Origin of the sequence: Rhizobium skierniewicense Ch11, assembly GCF_023757665.1 — a bacterium.
Classification (GTDB): Bacteria; Pseudomonadota; Alphaproteobacteria; order Rhizobiales; family Rhizobiaceae; genus Agrobacterium; species Agrobacterium skierniewicense.
Window position 1 is genome coordinate 1 of the sequence record NZ_RXPG01000019.1, and the last position, 19,377, is coordinate 19,377.

Annotated in this window: 17 protein-coding genes, 1 tRNA gene and 1 pseudogene; 17 read left to right on the top strand and 2 right to left on the bottom strand. The window is 55.1% G+C overall.

Going from position 1 to position 19,377, the window contains the following annotated elements:
* Window positions 1–88, top strand: an 88-nt coding sequence (locus EKM04_RS14075; protein ID WP_131829422.1) for an EF-Tu C-terminal domain-related protein, incomplete at its 5' end; no start/stop codon positions are given.
* A 341-nt stretch (window positions 89–429) separates the two neighbouring features.
* Window positions 430–1,116 (top strand): glycosyltransferase family protein, encoded by a 687-nt coding sequence (locus EKM04_RS14080; RefSeq protein WP_183897660.1) that lies wholly within the window; start codon window positions 430–432, stop codon window positions 1,114–1,116.
* A gap of 42 nt (window positions 1,117–1,158) precedes the next feature.
* Here EKM04_RS14080 and EKM04_RS14085 read toward each other — a convergent pair whose 3' ends face one another.
* Window positions 1,159–1,974, bottom strand: coding sequence for a hypothetical protein (locus EKM04_RS14085; RefSeq protein WP_183897658.1), 816 nt, complete (start codon window positions 1,972–1,974; stop codon window positions 1,159–1,161).
* Between the two features lie 166 nt (window positions 1,975–2,140).
* Here EKM04_RS14085 and EKM04_RS14090 point away from each other — a divergent pair.
* The 11 genes from EKM04_RS14090 (at window position 2,141) to EKM04_RS23070 (ending at window position 15,202) form a co-directional block, all read left to right on the top strand.
* Window positions 2,141–2,216 (top strand) — tRNA-Trp (locus EKM04_RS14090).
* 184 nt (window positions 2,217–2,400) lie between these two features.
* Window positions 2,401–2,601 (top strand): preprotein translocase subunit SecE, encoded by a 201-nt coding sequence (secE, locus tag EKM04_RS14095; RefSeq protein WP_174152655.1) that lies wholly within the window; start codon window positions 2,401–2,403, stop codon window positions 2,599–2,601.
* Window positions 2,602–2,622: 21 nt separating this feature from the next.
* Window positions 2,623–3,153: a transcription termination/antitermination protein NusG gene (gene nusG, locus EKM04_RS14100; protein WP_174152656.1), complete on the top strand. Its 531-nt coding sequence runs from the start codon at window positions 2,623–2,625 to the stop codon at window positions 3,151–3,153.
* 217 nt (window positions 3,154–3,370) lie between these two features.
* On the top strand, window positions 3,371–3,802 hold the full coding sequence (gene rplK, locus EKM04_RS14105) for a 50S ribosomal protein L11 (protein WP_174152657.1): 432 nt from the start codon (window positions 3,371–3,373) through the stop codon (window positions 3,800–3,802).
* 2 nt (window positions 3,803–3,804) lie between these two features.
* Window positions 3,805–4,500, top strand: coding sequence for a 50S ribosomal protein L1 (gene rplA, locus EKM04_RS14110; RefSeq protein ID WP_111841239.1), 696 nt, complete (start codon window positions 3,805–3,807; stop codon window positions 4,498–4,500).
* A 358-nt stretch (window positions 4,501–4,858) separates the two neighbouring features.
* Window positions 4,859–5,377, top strand: coding sequence for a 50S ribosomal protein L10 (gene rplJ / locus EKM04_RS14115; protein ID WP_174152658.1), 519 nt, complete (start codon window positions 4,859–4,861; stop codon window positions 5,375–5,377).
* Window positions 5,378–5,435: 58 nt separating this feature from the next.
* Window positions 5,436–5,810: a 50S ribosomal protein L7/L12 gene (gene rplL / locus EKM04_RS14120; protein ID WP_174152659.1), complete on the top strand. Its 375-nt coding sequence runs from the start codon at window positions 5,436–5,438 to the stop codon at window positions 5,808–5,810.
* A gap of 258 nt (window positions 5,811–6,068) precedes the next feature.
* A complete protein-coding gene (gene rpoB, locus EKM04_RS14125; RefSeq protein WP_174152660.1) occupies window positions 6,069–10,208 on the top strand; it encodes a DNA-directed RNA polymerase subunit beta in 4,140 nt (1,379 codons plus the stop codon).
* 177 nt (window positions 10,209–10,385) lie between these two features.
* Window positions 10,386–14,594 carry a DNA-directed RNA polymerase subunit beta' gene (rpoC, locus tag EKM04_RS14130; RefSeq protein ID WP_183897657.1) on the top strand — a complete coding sequence of 1,403 codons (4,209 nt, stop codon included), beginning with the start codon at window positions 10,386–10,388 and terminating at the stop codon, window positions 14,592–14,594.
* Between the two features lie 252 nt (window positions 14,595–14,846).
* Window positions 14,847–15,035, top strand: a complete 189-nt coding sequence (locus EKM04_RS14135) for an antitoxin MazE family protein (protein WP_183897655.1) — start codon at window positions 14,847–14,849, stop codon at window positions 15,033–15,035.
* A complete protein-coding gene (locus tag EKM04_RS23070; RefSeq protein ID WP_327786369.1) occupies window positions 15,032–15,202 on the top strand; it encodes a type II toxin-antitoxin system PemK/MazF family toxin in 171 nt (56 codons plus the stop codon). Before EKM04_RS14135 ends, EKM04_RS23070 begins: the two co-directional genes overlap by 4 nt.
* 192 nt (window positions 15,203–15,394) lie before the next feature.
* Here EKM04_RS23070 and EKM04_RS14145 read toward each other — a convergent pair whose 3' ends face one another.
* Complete coding sequence (locus tag EKM04_RS14145; protein ID WP_183897654.1) at window positions 15,395–15,688, bottom strand: transcriptional regulator; 294 nt, start codon at window positions 15,686–15,688, stop codon at window positions 15,395–15,397.
* A gap of 497 nt (window positions 15,689–16,185) precedes the next feature.
* On the opposite strand from EKM04_RS14145, the gene rpsL reads away from it, so the two are divergent.
* The 4 genes and pseudogenes from rpsL to EKM04_RS14165 all read left to right on the top strand — a co-directional run.
* Window positions 16,186–16,557, top strand: coding sequence for a 30S ribosomal protein S12 (gene rpsL, locus EKM04_RS14150; RefSeq protein WP_042618537.1), 372 nt, complete (start codon window positions 16,186–16,188; stop codon window positions 16,555–16,557).
* Between the two features lie 78 nt (window positions 16,558–16,635).
* Window positions 16,636–17,106, top strand: a complete 471-nt coding sequence (gene rpsG / locus EKM04_RS14155) for a 30S ribosomal protein S7 (protein ID WP_045232852.1) — start codon at window positions 16,636–16,638, stop codon at window positions 17,104–17,106.
* A 27-nt stretch (window positions 17,107–17,133) separates the two neighbouring features.
* Window positions 17,134–19,233, top strand: a complete 2,100-nt coding sequence (fusA, locus tag EKM04_RS14160) for an elongation factor G (RefSeq protein ID WP_174152664.1) — start codon at window positions 17,134–17,136, stop codon at window positions 19,231–19,233.
* A 66-nt stretch (window positions 19,234–19,299) separates the two neighbouring features.
* A pseudogene (locus EKM04_RS14165) lies at window positions 19,300–19,377 on the top strand (GTP-binding protein); the annotation flags it as partial.

Genomic DNA, 19,377 nt, shown 5'->3' on the forward strand with positions numbered 1-19,377 from the left:
AATCGCGATGGAAGAAAAGCTGCGCTTCGCGATCCGCGAAGGCGGCCGTACCGTCGGCGCCGGCATCGTCGCTTCGATTGTTGAATAACAATCGTTAGCGATGGCGAAAGCCTGCCGACGGCACTCAAAGTAACGAAACGGCGCGCAAGCGCGGTTTCGTGAACGGCGTCGGCATCGCCACTTCGATCGTCGAGTAACTCTTTCCCTTACGGGATTGATAAAACCCCGCCAGAGATGGCGGGGTTTTTTCGTTTTTGGAGACAGAGCGCACTCAAAAATGATGTGGATTCGCTCAAAAATATGCGTTTCCAACCATTCGCCTCTATATTGTCGACTATTGTCGTATAGTTTCCGCTATCGAAATTCGATTCATCGCGACGGACAGTTTCGCGATAAGAACACTCATTTATGGTATTGATGGGAGTCAATATGACCGACAAGGCACGCATTTTTATCGGCTTCGACAGCAAGGAAGTCGTTGCCTATCACGTCTTTTGCCAGAGCATTCAGGAGAAGAGCTCTATTCCGGTTGAGTTCATGCCGATCGCGCTGAACAATCTCGAGGGCGTCTTTACGCGCGAACGCAATCAGTTGCAGTCCACCGAGTTCTCCTTTTCGCGTTTCCTGGTGCCGTATCTGTGCGACTTCGAGGGATGGGCGATCTTTGCAGATTGCGACATGCTGATGCGCACCGATATCGCCAAGCTCTGGGAGCTACGCGATGACCGCTACGCTGCGATGTGCGTGAAGCACGACTATGTGCCGAAGGTCGAAACCAAGTTTTTGGGTCAGACCCAGACGAAATATGAAAAGAAGAACTGGTCCAGCTTCATTCTCTTCAACAACGCCAAGTGCAAAACCCTGACGAAGGACTATGTCAACACGGCCACAGGTCTCGAGCTGCACCAGTTCAAGTGGCTGGAATCGGAAGAGCTGATCGGCGAAATTCCGAAGACTTGGAACTGGCTCGTCAATGAGTATGAGCACAATGAGCAGGCCGACAACGTCCACTTCACCGATGGTGGGCCGTATTTCGACGAATACAAAGACGACGATTATGCCGAAGAGTGGTTCGCCACCCGCGAGCGCGTGTTGTCAGTCGTCCAGCGCGCCTGATGGCGAAGAGAGTGAGTGCGCCTTACGGCGCATTCGCCCGCATCATTTCCGTTTGAACAGATACAGGACGCGTTTGACCTGCCGTTGCCATTTGGTGAGATCCCACAGCTTGGAAACTCTTCTTTCCAAGCCAGTGAAGCGATTTCCCAGCACCTGAGCTGCCGCCAGCGCGATCTCTCCCTGATTGAATTCGGGAAACTGCCGGCTGACGTTCGAAAGCCAGTCCTGCGACGTCGCCGTATCGCTTTCCTGCAATCGCACGATACGTTTATTCTTGGCGAAGAGGGAAAGGACCGTCTGTTCGAATGTCCAGTCGTGCTCGGCATACATATTGAATTTCGTCCCGGCGACACCGGTAAATCCACACAGAACGACTTTTGTATCGGGTCGTGATTCGATCAGCCACAATGCGAGCGCGAACCCCGTCGTCGGCATCCGTCCGGCAGGATAAAAATTGTCAAAAGTATAATCGAAATCAATGATATATGGAACGAGATCGCTGCGGCGTGGCGAGAGAGGCCTGCTGTCTTCGATACCGACCTTCTCTGCCAGTATGCCAACCTCGGCCTTGACGCCTTGTGGGAAAAAACTGCGGGCGCTGTCGAAATGCTTTTGTGATTTGAAGAACCGTTTACCGCCAGCCACCATTCGGTGACATAAGACGGCGTCGCGTGGAAATGGCGCACTCAAGACTTTGGCGCAGCCCGTGAAAAACACAAAAAGAGTATCGGAAGGCAGGGCGTTGACGATCGTGTCGATATTGACGCTCTCGCTGTTGGCGACCAAGGCAATTGTACCATATCGTTCCACGAGGGCTTCGAATGCCTGAGGTTCCTGCACGTCAGATGTCTGGAGCATAATGGCTCCCCCTATAGAATGCCATGAATATGAAACAAGAGCTTATCCTTTCGGGCTCTTCTGCGATGTGAATAGCAAAAAAAACACTTGCCAATCAAGATTCGTAGCCTTAAACGAGCGTCAAGAACAGCGGTGGATCGAGAGTTCCACCGAATTGTTCTAATTTAGGGGTATAGCTCAGTTGGTAGAGCGGCGGTCTCCAAAACCGCAGGTCGTAAGTTCGAGCCTTACTGCCCCTGCCATCCTCATTCGCAAGCGCGGGGCATCGCTGCATGGCATGTGAGGTGCCGGTTTACCGGTGAAATTCGCCGAATGTCGTTTTTCTCTTGTGAAAGAGGGAATCGGTGTTTATGTAGGACAAAATAGACACGCGGTGCGTGGGGTCGATTATTTCGACTTTACGTGCCGTAATTGCGTGGGCAGTCAATGGCATCCAAAACCAATCCGTTTACGTTTTTGCAGCAGGTTCGCGCCGAGACGTCGAAGATCACTTGGCCGTCGCGCCGCGAGACGATGATTTCCACGGCCATGGTTTTGGTTATGGTCGTTTTTGCGGCACTGTTCTTCTTTGCGGCGGACCAGCTCATTGGCTGGTTGCTCAGTCTCGTTCTGAGCTTTGGCCGGTAACGAATTGAGCGGAGAGTAAAGATGGCAGCGCGTTGGTATATCGTTCAGGCGTATTCGAATTTCGAGAAGAAGGTCGCCGAGTCGATTGAGGAAAAGGTCCGCCAAAAGGGCCTTGATCACCTCTTTGAGAAAATTCTCGTTCCGACTGAAAAGGTCGTCGAGGTGCGTCGTGGTCGCAAGGTCGATAGCGAGCGTAAGTTCTTTCCAGGTTATGTGCTGGTGCGCGCAAACCTGACAGATGAGGCCTATCACCTCATCAAGAATACGCCCAAGGTCACGGGTTTTCTGGGTTCGGATAACAAGCCTGTTCCTATTCCTGATTCGGAAGCAGACCGTATTCTCGGTCAGGTTCAGGAAGGCGTCGAACGTCCGAAGTCTTCCGTCTCCTTTGAGGTCGGCGAACAGGTTCGCGTCTCCGATGGCCCGTTTGCATCCTTCAACGGCGTTGTTCAGGATGTTGACGAAGAGCGTTCGCGCCTCAAGGTGGAGGTCTCGATCTTTGGTCGCGCAACACCTGTCGAGCTTGAATATGCTCAGGTCGAAAAAGTCTGATCAAGTTTGAGGGGTGCCTAGGCGCTCTTCATGTGTCACATCGGGAAAAGCGGGCAAATGCCTGTGTTATAAGCTGATGTGAAGCGGCATTGCCGCAAAGCCGCGTGGAAGATTGTCTGGCTCTTAGCCGGGGCAGGGATCGCACCACGCAACCGCAGCCGCCGGTTTCACCGGCATATGAGCCGGGAAACCGGTTCGATTTGAAAGGCAGAGAGATATGGCTAAGAAAATTGCAGGCCAGCTCAAGCTTCAGGTCAAGGCAGGATCGGCAAACCCGTCCCCGCCAATCGGCCCGGCGCTTGGTCAGCGTGGCGTTAACATCATGGAATTCTGCAAGGCGTTCAATGCCGCCACGCAGGAAATGGAAAAAGGTATGCCGATTCCGGTCGTCATCACCTATTACCAGGACAAGTCCTTCACCTTCATCATGAAGCAGCCGCCAATGACATATTGGCTGAAGAAGGAAGCAAAGATCACTGCCGGTTCCAAGACACCTGGTAAGGGTGCCAAGGTCGGTTCCATCACCAAGGCTCAGGTCAAGACAATTGCCGAAGCCAAGATGAAGGATCTGAATGCGGCCAATATCGAAGGCGCAATGGCTATGGTTGAGGGCTCTGCCCGCGCCATGGGCCTGGAAGTGGTGGGTTGATCATGGCAAAGCTTGCAAAGCGCGTACAGAAGATCCGCGAAGGCGTTGATCCAAAGACACTTTATGTCCTGACCGATGCCATTTCGATGGTTAAGGAACGGGCTGTCGCCAAGTTTGACGAGACTGTTGAAGTTTCGATGAATCTGGGCGTCGATCCACGTCACGCAGACCAGATGGTTCGCGGCGTGGTAAACCTGCCAAATGGCACAGGCCGTGACGTTCGCGTTGCCGTATTTGCTCGTGGTGCCAAGGCTGATGAAGCCAAGGCTGCTGGTGCAGACATCGTTGGTGCAGAAGACCTGCTGGAAATTGTTCAGGGCGGCAAGATCGACTTCGACCGCGTGATCGCAACGCCTGACATGATGCCGCTCGTCGGTCGCCTCGGTAAGGTTCTCGGCCCACGTGGCATGATGCCGAACCCAAAGGTTGGTACGGTTACGATGGACGTTGCTGGAGCCGTTAAGGCTTCCAAGGGCGGTGCTGTTGAATTCCGCGTCGAAAAGGCCGGTATCGTACACGCCGGTATCGGCAAGGCTTCCTTCGATGCCAAGGCACTCGAAGAAAACATCAAGGCTTTCGCTGACGCCGTCATCAAGGCAAAGCCAGCTGGCGCCAAGGGTAACTACGTCAAGCGCGTTGCCATCTCCTCGACCATGGGTCCAGGCGTTCGCATCGAGCCTTCGTCGGTGACTGCTTAAAGAATTCGCCGCGTCTCTTTTGAGGCGCGGCAAACCAGATTTCCGGCTCGAAAGGGTCGGAAATTTCCAGGGAAACCTGGAACTCCTGTCCGAGATTGTAGGTGGCTTATTTCCTCAGGGATCTGGGCCTTAATCATTCAGCCTGCATGAGACGGGTAAGGCCCGGATTTTCGCATCCAAGGATGCTTAATAATCCGGTTCGAACCTGATGTGCCTGTGCCTGAAGCCGTTTGCGGCGACAGAGCGGGGGACAGGATCCTCAAGCGTCGCTTGAGATTTTGGGAACAGAATCTCTTGAGGCAAAGGCAAACCCGATGGGTTCACAGTTCAATGTGTTCCCATCTACTGGAGACAGACAGTGGAAAGAGCGGAAAAACGCGAATTCGTCACGGAGCTGAATGAAGTCTTCAAGGCTTCTGGTTCAGTTGTCGTGGCCCACTATGCCGGTGTCACAGTTGCGCAGATGAACGATTTTCGTTCGAAAATGCGTGCTGCTGGCGGCACCGTCAAGGTCGCGAAGAACCGCCTGGCCAAGATCGCTCTTCAGGGTACGGAGTCGGAAGGGATCATTGATCTCTTCAAGGGACAGACGCTGATTGCATACAGCACTGACCCTATGATTGCTCCGAAAGTCGTCATGGATTTCGCAAAGACCAACGACAAAGTCGTTGTTCTCGGCGGTGCCATGGGCGCAACCACGCTCAACGCCGAAGCAGTCAAGTCGCTTGCGACCCTGCCTTCGCTGGACGAGCTGCGTGGAAAGCTGCTGGGCCTCCTCAACGCCCCTGCAACACGCATCGCTACGGTTGTCGCAGCACCAGCAAGCCAGCTTGCTCGTGTGTTCTCGGCTTACTCAAAGAAGGACGAAGCCGCTTAAGGCGGTTTTTCGCTGTAATTATTCAAACCGGTTCGAACCGAATTAAAGGAACTATATCATGGCTGATCTCGCAAAGATCGTTGAAGACCTCTCTGCTCTGACAGTTCTGGAAGCCGCTGAGCTTTCCAAGCTTCTCGAAGAAAAGTGGGGCGTTTCGGCTGCTGCTCCTGTAGCTGCTGCTGCTGCTGGCGGTGCTGCTGCTGCTCCTGCAGAAGAAGAAAAGACTGAATTCGACGTTATCCTGACGGACGCTGGCGCCAACAAGATCAACGTCATCAAGGAAGTCCGCGCTATCACAGGTCTTGGCCTGAAGGAAGCTAAGGACCTCGTTGAAGGCGCTCCTAAGGCTGTCAAGGAAGGCATTTCCAAGGCTGAAGCTGCTGACCTCAAGAAGAAGCTTGAAGACGCAGGCGCCAAGGTTGACGTCAAGTAATCCTGGATTATTTTGGGGGGCGGCGCTCGCGCCGTCTCCTGATATCTTCCACCGAACTTTTTACCCAAAAGCCGCGTGAAAATGGCTTTTGGGTAATGGGTTCTTCAAGAGAATGGTTTCGAACCGCGCTGTAAAGGCAATCCGGCCTTACTGTTCGGGACGTGAAACGAGATTGAAGACACTCATTGGATTGACGGGATCGACTGGCCAGCGGTTCCCGTCCGTTGCAGGCCCGGATGCAATTTTAAAGGAGCGACGATGGCTCAGACCCTTTCGTTTAACGGTCGCAGGCGCGTACGCAAGTTTTTCGGCAAAATTCCAGAAGTAGCGGAAATGCCAAACCTCATCGAGGTTCAGAAGGCTTCGTATGACCAGTTTCTCATGGTCAAGGAGCCCGAAGGCGGGCGTCCGGACGAAGGATTGAACGCGGTCTTCAGGTCCGTGTTCCCGATCACCGACTTTTCGGGCGCGTCCATGCTCGAATTCGTGTCCTACGAATTCGAACCACCCAAATTTGACACGGAAGAATGCCGTCAGCGCGATCTGACCTACGCGGCTCCCCTCAAGGTGACGCTGCGCCTCATCGTGTTCGATATTGACGAGGATACGGGCGCGAAATCCGTCAAGGACATCAAGGAACAGTCGGTCTACATGGGCGATATGCCGCTCATGACAGACAATGGCACGTTCATCGTCAACGGCACGGAACGCGTTATCGTTTCGCAGATGCACCGTTCGCCAGGCGTGTTCTTCGACCATGACAAGGGCAAGAGCCATTCGTCCGGCAAGCTTTTGTTCGCTGCCCGCGTCATTCCTTATCGTGGTTCGTGGCTCGATATCGAATTCGACGCGAAAGATGTCGTTTACGCCCGCATCGACCGTCGCCGCAAGCTGCCAGCAACATCGCTTCTGATGGCGCTTGGCATGGACGGCGAGGAAATCCTCTCGACCTTCTATACCAAGGCAAATTATCTGCGCGACGGCGACGGCTGGCGTTTTCCATTCCAGCCAGACGTGCTGAAGGGTGCCAAGGCCATCACCGAGCTGGTTGACGCCGATACGGGCGAAGTCGTTGTCGAAGCGGGCAAGAAGCTGACACCACGTCTGATCCGTCAGCTTTCCGACAAGGGCTTGAAGTTCATCAAGGCAAGCAACGAAGATCTCTACGGCAACTATCTTGCCGAAGATATCGTCAACTACGAGACAGGTGAAATCTATCTCGAAGCCGGCGACGAAATCGATGAGAAGACGCTGAAGCTGATCGACGAATCCGGTTTCAACGAAATTCCGATCCTCAACATCGACCACATCAATGTTGGCGCCTACATCCGCAACACGCTCGCTGCAGACAAGAACGAGAACCGTCAGGAAGCTCTGTTCGACATCTACCGGGTGATGCGTCCGGGTGAGCCGCCAACCATGGATTCGGCCGAAGCGATGTTCAAGTCGCTGTTCTTCGACGCAGAGCGCTACGACCTTTCTGCCGTTGGCCGCGTGAAGATGAACATGCGTCTCGACCTCGATGCGGAAGACTCCGTGCGCACACTGCGCAAGGAAGACATTCTTGCTGTCGTCAAGATGCTGGTCGAACTGCGCGACGGCAAGGGCGAAATCGACGACATCGACAACCTCGGCAACCGCCGCGTTCGCTCCGTCGGTGAGTTGATGGAGAACCAATACCGTCTGGGTCTGCTGCGCATGGAACGTGCGATCAAGGAACGTATGTCCTCGATCGAAATCGACACCGTCATGCCGCAGGATTTGATCAACGCCAAGCCGGCAGCGGCAGCTGTTCGCGAATTCTTCGGCTCCTCGCAGCTGTCGCAGTTCATGGACCAGGTGAACCCGCTTTCGGAAATCACCCACAAGCGCCGTCTTTCGGCTCTTGGACCAGGTGGTCTGACGCGCGAGCGCGCGGGCTTTGAAGTCCGCGACGTTCACCCGACCCATTACGGCCGTATTTGCCCGATCGAAACGCCTGAAGGCCCGAACATCGGTCTGATCAACTCTCTCGCAACCTTTGCCCGTGTCAACAAGTACGGCTTCATCGAAAGCCCGTACCGCAAGATCATCGACGGCAAGGTCACGATGGAAGTGATCTATCTCTCCGCGATGGAAGAAGCGAAGTATTACGTCGCTCAGGCCAACGCTTCGATGGAAAAGGACGGTTCGTTCTCTGACGAATTCGTCGTTTGCCGTCACTCCGGCGAAGTGATGCTGGCACCACGTGACAACATCAACCTGATGGACGTGTCTCCAAAGCAGCTGGTTTCCGTTGCTGCGGCGCTTATTCCGTTCCTCGAAAACGACGACGCCAACCGTGCTCTCATGGGCTCGAACATGCAGCGTCAGGCCGTTCCACTCCTGCGTGCCGAGGCTCCGTTCGTCGGAACCGGCATGGAGCCGATCGTTGCGCGCGACTCCGGTGCTGCTATTGCGGCGCGTCGCGGTGGCGTTGTCGATCAGGTGGATGCGACCCGTATCGTTATTCGTGCGACGGAAGATCTCGATGCCGGCAAGTCCGGTGTGGATATCTATCGCCTGCAGAAGTTCCAGCGCTCCAACCAGAACACCTGCATTAATCAGCGTCCGCTGGTTTCCGTTGGTGACATTCTGAACAAGGGTGACATCATCGCCGACGGTCCTTCGACCGACCTCGGTGACCTGGCACTCGGCCGCAACGCACTTGTCGCGTTCATGCCCTGGAATGGTTACAACTACGAAGACTCCATTCTGATGTCCGAGCGCATCGTCTCCGACGATGTGTTCACGTCCATCCACATCGAAGAATTCGAAGTGATGGCGCGCGACACCAAGCTTGGTCCTGAAGAAATCACGCGCGATATTCCGAACGTTTCGGAAGAAGCGCTGAAAAACCTCGACGAAGCCGGTATCGTTTACATCGGTGCGGAAGTTCAGCCGGGCGATATTCTCGTCGGCAAAATCACACCGAAGGGCGAAAGCCCGATGACACCGGAAGAAAAGCTTCTGCGCGCCATCTTCGGTGAGAAGGCATCCGACGTTCGCGATACCTCCATGCGCATGCCTCCGGGCACGTTCGGTACCGTCGTTGAAGTTCGCGTTTTCAACCGTCACGGCGTCGAAAAAGACGAGCGTGCGATGGCCATCGAGCGCGAGGAAATCGAACGTCTTGCCAAGGACCGTGATGACGAACAGGCCATTCTGGATCGTAACGTTTACGGTCGTCTGATCGAGATGCTGCGCGGACAGGTTTCCATTGCCGGTCCGAAGGGCTTCAAGAAGGGCGTGGAACTTTCAAACGCCGTCGTATCTGAATATCCACGCTCGCAGTGGTGGATGTTTGCCGTGGAAGACGAGAAGGCTCAGTCCGAGCTGGAAGCGCTTCGTGGCCAGTACGACGAGTCCAAGTCGCGCCTTGAACAGCGCTTCATGGATAAGGTCGAGAAGGTTCAGCGCGGCGACGAAATGCCTCCGGGCGTCATGAAGATGGTGAAGGTCTTTGTCGCTGTGAAGCGCAAGATCCAGCCGGGCGACAAGATGGCTGGCCGTCACGGTAACAAGGGCGTTGTCTCGCGTATCGTACCGGTTGAAGACATGCCGTTCCTGGAAGATGGCACACATGTCGATATCTGCTTGAACCCGCTGGGCGTGCCTTCGCGCATGAACGTCGGCCAGATTCTCGAAACGCATCTCGCATGGGCTTGCGCCGGTATGGGCAAGAAAATCGGCGATATGCTCGACGAGTATCACAAGTCGCTGGATATCACCGACCTGAAGCGCGAGCTGACGGAAGTATATGCCTCGGAAGCCAAGGACGAAGTCGCTCACTTCGACGACGAGTCTCTGATCCGTCTTGCGGAGCAGTCCAGGAAGGGCGTTTCGATTGCAACGCCGGTCTTTGACGGCGCGCATGAGCCTGACGTTGCTCAAATGCTGACAAGAGCCGGTTTGCATGACTCCGGTCAGTCTGTTCTGTACGATGGCCGTACCGGTGAAACCTTCGACCGTAAGGTCACCGTCGGTTACATGTACATGATCAAGCTGAACCACCTTGTCGACGACAAGATCCACGCTCGCTCGATCGGTCCTTACTCGCTCGTTACCCAGCAGCCGCTGGGCGGCAAGGCGCAGTTCGGTGGTCAGCGCTTCGGGGAAATGGAAGTCTGGGCTCTGGAAGCTTACGGCGCCGCCTACACGCTGCAGGAAATGCTCACCGTCAAGTCTGACGACGTGGCGGGCCGCACCAAGGTTTACGAAGCGATCGTCCGTGGTGACGACACCTTCGAAGCCGGTATTCCTGAAAGCTTCAACGTTCTCGTCAAGGAAATGCGCTCGCTGGGTCTCAGCGTCGAACTGGAAAATTCCAAGCTCGATGAAGTCGGCGTGGCGGATCAACTGCCTGACGCGGCGGAATAAGAAACACGAAGGGCAGGCACTTTAAAAGGTGCCTGCCCGTTTCGCCCGAAAGGTTTGACCTTGACGGTAGAAACTTCCGCCGCATTTTGCGGTTAATCATGTTTTAGGCATTGGTCGGTGACCGGCACAGCACCGCGCCAGATGCAAGCAAGGGGCCAAACCCCTAAGGAGACAGGCATGAACCAAGAGGTCATGAACCTTTTCAACCCGTCGGTACCGGCGCAGCACTTCGATTCCATCCGGATTTCGATTGCCAGCCCGGAAAAGATCCTCTCGTGGTCTTACGGTGAGATCAAGAAGCCAGAAACCATCAACTATCGCACGTTCAAGCCTGAACGCGATGGTCTGTTCTGCGCGCGTATTTTCGGACCGATTAAGGACTATGAGTGCTTGTGCGGCAAGTACAAGCGCATGAAGTACAAGGGCATCATCTGCGAAAAATGCGGCGTTGAAGTCACGCTGTCGCGTGTTCGTCGCGAGCGCATGGGCCATATCGAGCTCGCTGCACCCGTTGCCCACATCTGGTTTCTGAAGTCGCTGCCTTCGCGTATCTCGACATTGCTCGACATGACGCTGAAAGATGTGGAGCGGGTTCTCTATTTCGAAAACTACATCGTGACCGAGCCTGGCCTGACTTCGATGAAGCAGAACCAGCTTTTGAACGAAGAAGAATACATGATTGCCGTCGATGAATTTGGTGAAGACCAGTTCACGGCAATGATCGGCGCTGAAGCCATCTATGAAATGCTGGCCTCGATGGACCTCGAAAAGATCGCCGGCGACCTCCGCACGGATCTTGCCGAGACCACGTCTGATCTCAAGCAGAAGAAGTTCATGAAGCGCCTCAAGATCGTTGAGAACTTCATGGAATCTGGCAATCGTCCCGAGTGGATGATCATGAAGGTCGTTCCTGTCATTCCACCGGATTTGCGTCCGTTGGTTCCGCTGGATGGCGGTCGCTTTGCGACGTCTGACCTGAACGATCTCTATCGTCGCGTCATCAACCGTAACAACCGTTTGAAGCGCCTGATCGAGCTTCGCGCGCCCGGCATCATCATCCGCAATGAAAAGCGCATGTTGCAGGAATCGGTCGATGCGTTGTTCGATAACGGCCGTCGCGGTCGCGTTATCACGGGTGCCAACAAGCGTCCGCTGAAGTCGCTGTCCGACATGCTCAAGGGCAAGCAGGGCCGCTTCCGTCAGAACCTTCTCGGCAAGCGCGTCGACTATTCCGGTCGTTCCGTTATCGTGACGGGTCCTGAACTGAAACTGCACCAGTGCGGTCTTCCCAAGAAGATGGCGCTTGAGCTGTTCAAGCCGTTCATCTATGCCCGCCTCGACGCGAAGGGTTACTCCTCCACCGTCAAGCAGGCCAAGAAGCTTGTCGAAAAAGAAAAGCCGGAAGTGTGGGATATCCTCGACGAGGTCATCCGCGAGCATCCGGTTCTGTTGAACCGCGCACCGACGCTGCACCGTCTGGGCATCCAGGCTTTCGAACCCATGCTGGTCGAAGGCAAGGCCATCCAGCTGCATCCGCTCGTCTGCACGGCCTTCAACGCCGACTTCGACGGTGACCAGATGGCTGTTCACGTTCCGCTGTCGCTCGAAGCGCAGCTGGAAGCACGCGTGCTGATGATGTCCACAAACAACATCCTGCACCCTGCGAACGGTCAGCCGATCATCGTTCCGTCGCAGGACATGGTTCTCGGTCTCTACTACCTGTCGATCATGAACCAGAACGAGCCTGGCGAAGGCATGGCCTTCTCTGATCTGGGCGAGCTGCATCACGCTTTGGAAAACAAGGTCGTGACGTTGCATGCCAAGATCCGTGGGCGCTTCAAGACAGTGGACGCCGATGGCAAGCCGGTGTCGAAGATCCATGAAACAACGCCTGGCCGTATGCTCATTGGCGAACTTCTGCCGAAGAACGTCAACGTGCCGTTCGAGACCTGCAACCAGGAAATGACCAAGAAGAACATCTCCAAGATGATCGACACGGTCTACCGTCATTGCGGCCAGAAAGACACGGTCATCTTCTGCGACCGTATCATGCAACTCGGCTTCACCCATGCCTGCCGCGCCGGTATTTCGTTCGGCAAGGACGACATGATCATTCCTGAAACCAAGGTGAAGATCGTCGGCGACACCGAAACCCTGGTTAAGGAATACGAACAGCAGTACAATGACGGTCTGATCACTCAGGGCGAAAAGTACAACAAGGTCGTGGACGCCTGGGGTAAGGCAACCGAAAAGGTCGCGGAAGACATGATGGCCCGTATTAAGGCCGTCGAGTTCGATGCTGAAACCGGTCGTCAGAAGCCGATGAACGCCATCTACATGATGTCCCACTCCGGTGCGCGTGGTTCTCCGAACCAGATGCGTCAGCTGGGTGGTATGCGTGGCCTTATGGCCAAGCCATCGGGTGAGATCATCGAAACACCGATCATCTCCAACTTTAAGGAAGGTCTGACCGTTAACGAGTACTTCAACTCGACCCACGGTGCCCGTAAGGGTCTCGCAGACACTGCCTTGAAGACGGCGAACTCGGGCTACCTGACACGCCGTCTGGTTGACGTGGCGCAGGATTGCATCGTGAACTCCGTGGATTGCGGCACCGACAAGGGCCTCACCATGACTGCCATCGTGGATGCCGGTCAGGTCGTTGCCTCGATTGGCGCACGTATTCTTGGTCGTACGGCTCTCGACGACATCGATAACCCGGTGACTGGCGAGAACATCGTCAAGGCTGGCAAGCTGATGGACGAAGCCGATATTGCGATCATCGAGAAGGTCGGTATCCAGTCCGTTCGCATCCGCTCAGCTCTGACCTGCGAAATTCAGGTTGGTGTTTGCGGCGTCTGCTACGGTCGTGACCTTGCACGCGGTACGCCGGTCAATATGGGTGAAGCGGTGGGTGTAATCGCCGCGCAGTCCATCGGCGAACCGGGCACGCAGCTGACCATGCGTACGTTCCACCTTGGTGGCACGGCAAACGTGGTCGACCAGTCGTTCCTTGAAGCGTCGTACGAAGGTACGATCCAGATCAAGAACCGTAACAGCCTTCGCAACTCGGACAACATTCTCATTGCGATGGGACGTAACATGTCCGTCACCATTCTCGATGAGCGCGGCGTCGAGCGTTCCTCGCAGCGTGTGGCCTATGGCTCCAAGCTGTTCGTTGACGATGGCGACAAGGTGAAGCGCGGTCAGCGTCTGGCTGAGTGGGACCCTTACACACGTCCAATGATGACGGAAGTGGAAGGGACCGTTCACTTCGAAGATCTGGTCGATGGTCTTTCCGTTCTGGAAGCGACCGACGAATCCACCGGTATCACCAAGCGTCAGGTTATCGACTGGCGTTCGACACCACGTGGTTCGGATCTGAAGCCTGCGATCGTCATCAAGGATGCATCCGGCAATGTTGCAAAGCTTGCACGTGGTAGCGAAGCCCGCTTCCACCTGTCGGTCGATGCCATCCTGTCGGTCGAGCCTGGCATGAAGGTCTTCCAGGGTGACGTGCTTGCGCGTTCTCCGCTGGAAAGCGCCAAAACCAAGGACATCACCGGTGGTCTGCCGCGTGTTGCCGAACTCTTCGAAGCGCGTCGTCCAAAGGATCACGCTATCATCGCCGAAATCGATGGTACGATCCGTCTCGGCCGCGACTACAAGAACAAGCGTCGCGTCCAGATCGAGCCTGCGGAAGATGGTGTCGAACCAGTCGAATACCTGATCCCGAAGAGCAAGCCGTTCCACCTTCAGGAAGGCGACTACATCGAGAAGGGCGAATACATTCTCGATGGTAACCCGGCACCGCACGACATTCTGGCGATCAAGGGCGTAGAGGCTTTGGCTTCCTACCTCGTGAACGAAATCCAGGAAGTTTACCGCTTGCAGGGTGTTGTCATCAACGACAAGCACATCGAAGTGATCGTGCGTCAGATGCTGCAGAAGGTGGAAATCACCGATGCAGGTGACTCGCATTACATCGTGGGCGACAGCGTCGATCGCATCGAGATGGAAGACAACAACGATCGTCTGATTGACGAAGGCAAGAAGCCATCCTATGGCGACCCGGTTCTTCTGGGTATCACCAAGGCATCGCTGCAGACGCCATCGTTCATCTCGGCTGCTTCGTTCCAGGAAACCACAAAGGTTCTCACGGAAGCTGCAATCGCCGGCAAGACGGACACGCTGCAGGGTCTGAAGGAAAACGTCATCGTCGGCCGTCTCATCCCGGCCGGTACTGGCGGCACCATGACCCAGATCCGCCGCATCGCGACGGGCCGCGACGAACTCATCATCGAAGAGCGCAAGAAGAGCACAGGCTCGTCTTCCGCAAACCAGATGTTGCAGGACATGACAGACAAGGCTCCTGCTGCCGAATAATGGTTGTTGGGGCAGGGGCCTCGAAAGAGGCTCAGTCTGGTCTAAATGGAAACGCCCGGAGTGATCCGGGCGTTTTTTTGTTTCGTGCCGGTTCAATGGGTCAGGTGGGGTAGTCAGCAGGAGGGAGGATAAATCCGGCTTGCGAGAATGCGGCGTTCATGCCGAGATTGATGGAAGGTGAAGATCTCACTGAGAAATTTAGAAAATTAAATCTGGCTGTATTGTTACATGTGACGAAAACCGGGGGCTATCATGCCGACGCCTTTCAACCATCGTGTACAGAAGCGTCATGACGCTCTTCGCGCGTCTGGCCTTCGCCCATCGCAGAATTGGGTTCCAGACACGCGCTGCGCTGGCTTTACTGAAGAGTGCCGCCGTCAGGCAAAACTGGTCTTTGCGAACGACGCGATGGCTGATCTGGATGATGACGTTTCTGAGTGAGGCGAGGGGATATCGTAACGATGTCTGTTTCAAGTGGTTTTGGCAAGCCACGCCCTGCCTTGATCATTCAAGCTGATTACTTTTCAGATACAGCAACGGTTACAGTGTTGTTGCTTTCTGGCACACTGGTTGACGCAACGTTCATACGCGTTACAGTCACAGGTTAGCCTTCATCTTGAAACGGATTGACCAAGCCATCTCAGGTGATGATCGACATGTCCATGACTATGCTGCGAAATAAGTCACGGCCAGTATTCGGTCACGTTGGCGACGACATGATGCTTTCGGTCACGAGATCACTGGCAGTCTTCGTCGGCGTTGCTTGAGCGCACTGGCAATCCAGCGCGCCCAACATTTCCTCAAGCAAACCGGATAATCGCCACTTCCCCCTCAAGCGCGCCCTGATAGGCCGACGCATGGGGTTCCTCGTCGGGAATGTCGGTCAGCATGCCGATCTGGTCGAGGTCAGCTTCGAGGAAGCCTTCTTCGGAGAGCGCGTTCAGGGCTTCACGCACGGCGCTGTCGTCATCAGGCGCCTTGAGGATGACGTGGATATCGATGCCGTCGTCGCCTTCACGCTCATAGGCCTTGCCGATGACGATGAAGACCATGGCGTCGTCGCGTCCGTTGTCGTTGTCTGGTTCTGTAATCATGACGCGATTCCTTTTCTGGTTATAATCGTCTGGCGGTGGCACGAGCCCTCGCCTTGAGGGAATCAATAGACCGCTTTTCGCAAAAGCCAAAGGTGAGATTGGGAAAAGCGTGCACGGGGAGGGACATTATGTTATAGGCTTTCGAAATCCTGTATGCCAAAGGCGTCCAGGGCGCGTGCGCGGGGACTAAATGTTGAATCGCCCTTGACGAAAGCGGGGTAAAACAGTAGTACGCCCGCCATCGGAACCAATGTGAGGTTTGGCTTTCTGGAACGACTCGTTCCAGAGATTGCCTCAAACAAGGGTCCAAAAACACGTACGAGACACGATTGTTGCATGCAAGACGTAGGATTTACGTCCTCTGCTCTTGGTGGTCCATCCGTCAAAAACGGATAGGGCCACGATTTATGCATGAAGCCATGCGTGCGTCGTTGCCGGAAACGGTATAACCGCCATCCGTGAGGGTGGCTAAAGTAGTTTTTGCAAGGGATGGTTATATGCCTACCGTAAACCAGCTGATCCGCAAGCCACGTCAGGCACAGGTAAAGCGCAATAAGGTTCCTGCACTGCAGGAAAACCCACAGAAGCGCGGCGTTTGCACACGCGTTTACACAACGACCCCTAAGAAGCCTAACTCGGCTCTTCGTAAGGTTGCCAAGATCCGCCTCACCAACGGTTTTGAAGTCATCGGTTACATTCCAGGTGAAGGCCATAACCTTCAGGAACACTCCGTTGTCATGATCCGTGGCGGCCGCGTAAAGGACTTGCCAGGCGTTCGTTACCACGTCATCCGTGGTGTTCTCGATACGCAGGGCGTCAAGAACCGCAAGCAGCGCCGCTCCAAGTATGGTGCGAAGCGTCCGAAGTAATTCGGGTTCGAACAAATTCAGGCGCTGCGCGAGGTTCTCCGCGTGGTAAAGCGTCCCTAACAATTGAGAGACAAGAATATGTCCCGTCGCCATAGTGCAGAAAAGCGTGAGATCAATCCGGACCCGAAGTTCGGCGATCTGATCGTTACCAAGTTCATGAACGCCATCATGCTTCACGGCAAGAAGTCGGTCGCAGAAAGCATCGTTTACGGCGCGTTCGACGTCGTTCAGGGCAAGTCCAAGGCAGAGCCGCTCGGCATCTTCCATTCGGCCCTCGACAATGTCGCTCCGCACGTTGAAGTGCGCTCGCGCCGCGTCGGTGGTGCAACCTACCAGGTTCCGGTCGATGTTCGTCCAGAGCGCCGGCAGGCTCTCGCGATCCGCTGGCTGATCGCTGCTGCGCGCAAGCGCAATGAAACAACCATGGTTGATCGCCTGTCTGGCGAACTCATGGATGCAGCAAACAATCGTGGCTCTGCGGTCAAGAAGCGCGAAGACACGCACAAGATGGCAGACGCCAACCGCGCATTCTCGCATTACCGCTGGTAATCTAAACGATCCGAAAGGCAGTCCGTTATGGCTCGCGAATATAAAATCGAAGACTACCGCAATTTCGGTATCATGGCGCATATCGACGCCGGTAAGACGACGACCACCGAGCGTATTCTTTATTACACCGGCAAGTCGCACAAGATCGGCGAAGTTCATGATGGCGCAGCCACGATGGACTGGATGGAACAGGAGCAGGAGCGTGGTATCACCATTACCTCTGCTGCCACCACGACCTTCTGGAAGGGTCGCGATGGCAAGATGCGCCGTTTCAACATTATTGACACCCCCGGCCACGTTGACTTCACGATTGAAGTTGAACGTTCGCTGCGCGTTCTCGATGGTGCGATCGCGCTTCTCGATGCCAACGCCGGTGTAGAGCCGCAGACGGAAACCGTCTGGCGTCAGGCTGAAAAGTACAACGTTCCGCGGATGATCTTCTGCAACAAGATGGACAAGACCGGTGCTGACTTCTACCGCTCGGTAGAAATGATCAAGACTCGTCTCGGTGCTATCGCTGTTGTCATGCAGCTTCCAATCGGTGCGGAAACAGAATTCAAGGGCGTGATCGATCTGATCGAAATGAACGCTCTGATCTGGCGCGACGAGTCGCTTGGCGCTCAGTGGGATGTTGTCGAAATCCCTGACGACATGAAGGAAAAGGCAGCTGAATATCGCGAGAAGATGATCGAACAGGTCGTCGATATCGATGAAGAAGCAATGGAAGCCTACCTGAACGGCGAAATGCCCGACAATGACAAGATCCGTGCTCTTGTTCGCCGCGGCACCATCGACGTGAAGTTCCATCCGATGTTCTGCGGTACCGCGTTCAAGAACAAGGGCGTTCAGCCCCTTCTCGACGCCGTTTGCGATTACCTGCCTTCGCCGCTCGACATTCCTGCGATCAAGGGCATCGACTTCAAGACAGAAGCCGAAATCGAACGTCATCCTGATGACAGCGAGCCGCTTTCCATGCTCGCATTCAAGATCATGAACGACCCCTTCGTTGGTTCGCTCACCTTCGCACGCATCTATTCGGGCAAGCTCGAAAAGGGTACTTCTGTCATCAACACGGTCAAGGACAAGCGCGAGCGCGTCGGCCGTATGCTTCAGATGCACTCCAACTCGCGCGAAGACATCGAAGAAGCCTTTGCTGGCGACATCGTTGCTCTGGCTGGCCTCAAGGAAACGACGACAGGCGACACGCTTTGCGATCCCCTGAAGCCAGTTATCCTTGAGCGCATGGAATTCCCTGAGCCGGTTATCCAGATCGCGATCGAACCGAAGACCAAGGGCGACCAGGAAAAGATGGGCCTCGCGCTTAACCGCCTGGCTGCTGAAGATCCATCGTTCCGCGTCAAGACGGATGAAGAATCCGGTCAGACGATCATTGCCGGCATGGGCGAACTTCACCTCGATATTCTCGTTGACCGTATGCGTCGCGAGTTCAAGGTCGAAGCTACCGTTGGTGCTCCGCAGGTTGCTTACCGTGAAACGATCACGCGTCAGCACGAAGAAGATTACACACACAAGAAGCAGTCCGGTGGTACCGGTCAGTTCGCTCGTGTGAAGATCGTTTTCGAACCAAACCCGGACGGCGAAGATTTCAAGTTCGAGTCCAAGATCGTTGGTGGTGCTGTTCCGAAGGAATACATCCCGGGCGTTCAGAAGGGTATCGAAAGCGTCCTGTCTTCCGGTCCGCTCGCTGGCTTCCCAATGTTGGGTGTCAAGGCAACCTTGATCGACGGCGCATACCACGACGTTGACTCCTCGGTTCTGGCGTTCGAAATCGCGTCGCGTGCCTGCTTCCGTGAAGCAGCGAAGAAGGCTGGTGCACAGCTTCTCGAGCCGATGATGAAGGTTGAGGTTGTTACGCCTGAAGATTACGTCGGTGACGTTATCGGCGATCTGAACTCGCGTCGCGGTCAGATCCAGGGTCAGGAGAGCCGCGGTATTGCCGTTGTTATCAACGCGCATGTGCCACTGGCCAACATGTTCAAATACGTCGACAACCTGCGCTCCATGTCCCAGGGCCGCGCGCAGTATTCGATGACCTTCGATCACTATTCGCCGGTTCCAAGCAACGTTGCTACGGAAATCCAGGCAAAGTACTCCGGTCAGAAGTGATCGGGGTACGCCCCAAACGAAATTTAGAGTTTATTCCCTTTACGGGACAGGAATGGAGAGCCACGAATGGCAAAGAGCAAGTTTGAGCGCAACAAGCCGCACGTCAACATTGGCACGATTGGTCACGTTGACCACGGCAAGACG

Bases quoted from the DNA above. Each gene is read 5' to 3' on its own strand.
- EKM04_RS14080 (WP_183897660.1), top strand. From the start codon at position 430: ATGACCGACAAGGCACGCATTTTTATCGGCTTCGACAGCAAGGAAGTC.
- EKM04_RS14085 (WP_183897658.1), bottom strand. From the start codon at position 1,974: ATGCTCCAGACATCTGACGTGCAGGAACCTCAGGCATTCGAAGCCCTC.
- secE (WP_174152655.1), top strand. From the start codon at position 2,401: ATGGCATCCAAAACCAATCCGTTTACGTTTTTGCAGCAGGTTCGCGCC.
- nusG (WP_174152656.1), top strand. From the start codon at position 2,623: ATGGCAGCGCGTTGGTATATCGTTCAGGCGTATTCGAATTTCGAGAAG.
- rplK (WP_174152657.1), top strand. From the start codon at position 3,371: ATGGCTAAGAAAATTGCAGGCCAGCTCAAGCTTCAGGTCAAGGCAGGA.
- rplA (WP_111841239.1), top strand. From the start codon at position 3,805: ATGGCAAAGCTTGCAAAGCGCGTACAGAAGATCCGCGAAGGCGTTGAT.
- rplL (WP_174152659.1), top strand. From the start codon at position 5,436: ATGGCTGATCTCGCAAAGATCGTTGAAGACCTCTCTGCTCTGACAGTT.
- rpoB (WP_174152660.1), top strand. From the start codon at position 6,069: ATGGCTCAGACCCTTTCGTTTAACGGTCGCAGGCGCGTACGCAAGTTT.
- rpoC (WP_183897657.1), top strand. From the start codon at position 10,386: ATGAACCAAGAGGTCATGAACCTTTTCAACCCGTCGGTACCGGCGCAG.
- EKM04_RS14135 (WP_183897655.1), top strand. From the start codon at position 14,847: ATGCCGACGCCTTTCAACCATCGTGTACAGAAGCGTCATGACGCTCTT.
- EKM04_RS14145 (WP_183897654.1), bottom strand. From the start codon at position 15,688: ATGATTACAGAACCAGACAACGACAACGGACGCGACGACGCCATGGTC.
- rpsL (WP_042618537.1), top strand. From the start codon at position 16,186: ATGCCTACCGTAAACCAGCTGATCCGCAAGCCACGTCAGGCACAGGTA.
- rpsG (WP_045232852.1), top strand. From the start codon at position 16,636: ATGTCCCGTCGCCATAGTGCAGAAAAGCGTGAGATCAATCCGGACCCG.
- fusA (WP_174152664.1), top strand. From the start codon at position 17,134: ATGGCTCGCGAATATAAAATCGAAGACTACCGCAATTTCGGTATCATG.